This is a genomic window from Streptomyces sp. NPDC000880 (genome assembly GCF_053599675.1).
Map to the genome: position 1 here is coordinate 1 of NZ_JBSFMS010000237.1, position 2,437 is coordinate 2,437.

Consider the following 2,437-nt stretch of genomic DNA (forward strand, 5'->3'; position numbering starts at 1 on the left):
CGGTGTCGTCGTGGGGCTCGGGCGGGGCCGGTGTGTCGGGAGCTGAGGTGCTGCCGGTGTCGTCGTGGGGCTCGGGCGGGGCCGGTGTGTCGGGAGCTGAGGTGCTGCCGGTGTCGTCGTGGGGCTCGGGCGGGGCCGGTGTGTCGGGACACGGGGGGCCGCCCTTGCCGCCGCTGCCGGAGCCACCACGCCCGTCCTTGCCGCTGTGGCCGCCGCAGCGGCCGTTGCCGCCGCGGCCGCCGGCGCCGCCCGTGCCGGCGGCGCCCGGCGCCGTGCAGACAGTGCCGTCGGTACCGGTGCCGTTGCCGCCGTTGCCACCGTTGCCGCCATCACCGGGACGGCAGGGATCGTCGTAACCGCCGTGGTCTTTGTGGTCCTTGTGATCGCCATGACCTTCGTGGTCCGTGTGGCCGTCGTAACCGCCGTGGTCTTTGTGGTCCTTGCGACCGTCATGGTCCTTGCGGTCTGTGGTGATTGCCGATTCCGCCACGTTCCGCGCTGTCGGCGCAAACGCTGCGGAATCCGGTATCAGGACATCGCCGGCTCCCAGGAGGACGGAGGTGGCGCCGACGGCCAGGAGGGCGGAGGTGGCGACGACGGCCAGACGACGCGTCCAGATGGTGTCATTCATAAATATCTATGTCCTCTTTTCGCGCGCTCTCACCAATTGTGAGAATGAGTAAAAAACTCGGTCTCTTTGGGTGGATTCATGATGTGTGGCCGGGAATCCGGTAGGTAGCACGGATGTGCGCTCGTTTTTCCTTTCCGGTGGGCCCGCACTTCCAGTAGGCCCGAGCAGCGCAGCATGGTCACGTTCCGACAAGTCGTGGCTTGACGCAGCCGAATGCATCGGGTAATTGCCCGTAAAAAACGCTGGCGTGTGGGTGCTGACGTCCGCGTGCCCCGGCCGCTGTCCCCGGGCCCGCACACCGGGCCGTATCTCCTGCCCACCCCGCCCCTGGGACTGCGTTGGGAAATCCGTAAACCGGCTTCGTTGACTTGTTGAGGTCGGCATGACCGTTGTGTGCGTCGGATCGACGGGTGGGGCTGGGTGTTGTTGGAGTCGCGGGGCGATCGTGGGGTGCCGGAGCTGACCGCTCGGGTGGTGCGGGCGTCGTTGCCCAAGGGCACGATCGCGGTGCGGGTGCGGGTGCGTGAGGCGCTCGGTTCACTGTTTGCGGACGAGTCCTTTGCCGAGGTATTCGCAACGCGGGGATGTGTCCGGCCGTGTCGCCGGGGGCGCTGGCGCTGGGTCTCGGTCCTGCAGTACGCCGAGGGGCTCACTGATCGGCAGGCTGCTGACCAGGTGCGGGCCCGCATGGACTGGACGTTCCTCGTCGCCTTGGATGGACGACCCGGGGTTTGACTGGGGGCGTGGCATGGGCCTCATACATGAGGTCCTCGGCGACAAGAAGCTGTACTACGTCGTCAGGTCGTACGGCTGGCTTTATCGAGCAGTTGTGGGATCTGGCACACACGAGGGGCTTTGGCTGGAGTTCGGCCGGGTTGGTCGGATGCGGCTCTTTCTTCGTCGATCAGCATTGCCACAGGAAGGCGGCCTGGGTGCAGGGCGCGCAGGCGAAGGCGAACGCCGTGCCGCAGCCGCCGAAGTTCATGGCCGTAGCGTGATCCGGTCCCTCCTCGAACTGTGCGACCAGGTTCATGGGCTGGGTGCAGGTGGGGCATGTGGGTGTCTCATCGCTCTGAAGCCAGTCGGGCTGTCCGCCGAGCTGTCCCAGGACATTCCCCAGGCTGTTTCCGCTGCGGTTGCCCCATTCTTCGCGTGCACTGAAGTAGTCGGCGGAAGGCGAGGACACCAGGGTCACGGCGTTGACGACCCCGAGGCGGAGAACTTCCTCGTCCTCGTCCGGTTCGGGTGCGGGCATCGGCTTCAGCGTGTCAGAGGGGAACAGCAGGGCGCGGTTACCGCCGACCGTGGGGCTCCACTCGTCGCACATGCCGGGATCGTTCTGGCACATGAAAATCGCCATGACATGGCTGGCGTGTGTGTGGCCTTGGCCGATCGGGCGGCCCAGGCCATCCAGGATGATCTGGGCCAGGAACTGCATTGGCCCGCCGCAGGTCGCGCAGCGGGGCCATGCCGCCCCCGCAGGGGCCAGCGGCATTCCTCCCGTGCGCGTGACCAGTGCATCAGGCTCGCCTGGTCCTGCGTAAGTCATCAGCGTCGTCGTCATGGAACCGGACCCTACGACAGCCCACCGACACCTCATGGGGCAAGGGCGGTGAGTAGGACGCGCTTGCGTAGCAGCGGGAGTTTGGCACGGCCGAACATCTGGCGCTTGATCATCTTGATGTGGTTGACGCGGCCCTCGACAGGTCCGGAGGGGAGTGTCATGAATTAGGTGTGTACCTCCCCGTAGGAGTCACCTGATGAGTACGACAACGGATCACCTGATCGAGGCCGCTGACGGTGTGT

General features: G+C 66.3%; 3 protein-coding genes and 1 pseudogene. 1 reads left to right on the forward strand and 3 read right to left on the reverse strand.

Translation table 11 applies throughout. The features are described from left to right. Positions 1-631: pseudogene (locus ACWDO5_RS35575) on the reverse strand (hypothetical protein); the annotation flags it as partial. Positions 632-1,081: 450 nt separating this feature from the next. Here ACWDO5_RS35575 and ACWDO5_RS35580 point away from each other — a divergent pair. Further along, positions 1,082-1,366, forward strand: a complete 285-nt coding sequence (locus tag ACWDO5_RS35580) for a hypothetical protein (RefSeq protein ID WP_450534662.1) — start codon at positions 1,082-1,084, stop codon at positions 1,364-1,366. Between the two features lie 169 nt (positions 1,367-1,535). On the opposite strand, the gene ACWDO5_RS35585 is transcribed toward ACWDO5_RS35580, so the two are convergent. Together ACWDO5_RS35585 and ACWDO5_RS35590 are read right to left on the reverse strand one after the other, a co-directional pair. Continuing rightward, positions 1,536-2,195 carry a DUF1963 domain-containing protein gene (locus ACWDO5_RS35585; protein ID WP_450534663.1) on the reverse strand — a complete coding sequence of 220 codons (660 nt, stop codon included), beginning with the start codon at positions 2,193-2,195 and terminating at the stop codon, positions 1,536-1,538. Positions 2,196-2,227: 32 nt separating this feature from the next. Beyond that, entirely contained in the window at positions 2,228-2,356 is a 129-nt protein-coding gene (locus ACWDO5_RS35590; RefSeq protein WP_450534664.1) for a hypothetical protein, read from the reverse strand. Positions 2,357-2,437: the final 81 nt, after the last annotated feature.

What these genes read in the sequence shown, in the direction of transcription:
- ACWDO5_RS35585 (WP_450534663.1), bottom strand. Translation starts at nt 2,195, where the DNA reads ATGACGACGACGCTGATGACTTACGCAGGACCAGGCGAGCCTGATGCA.
- ACWDO5_RS35590 (WP_450534664.1), bottom strand. Translation starts at nt 2,356, where the DNA reads ATGACACTCCCCTCCGGACCTGTCGAGGGCCGCGTCAACCACATCAAG.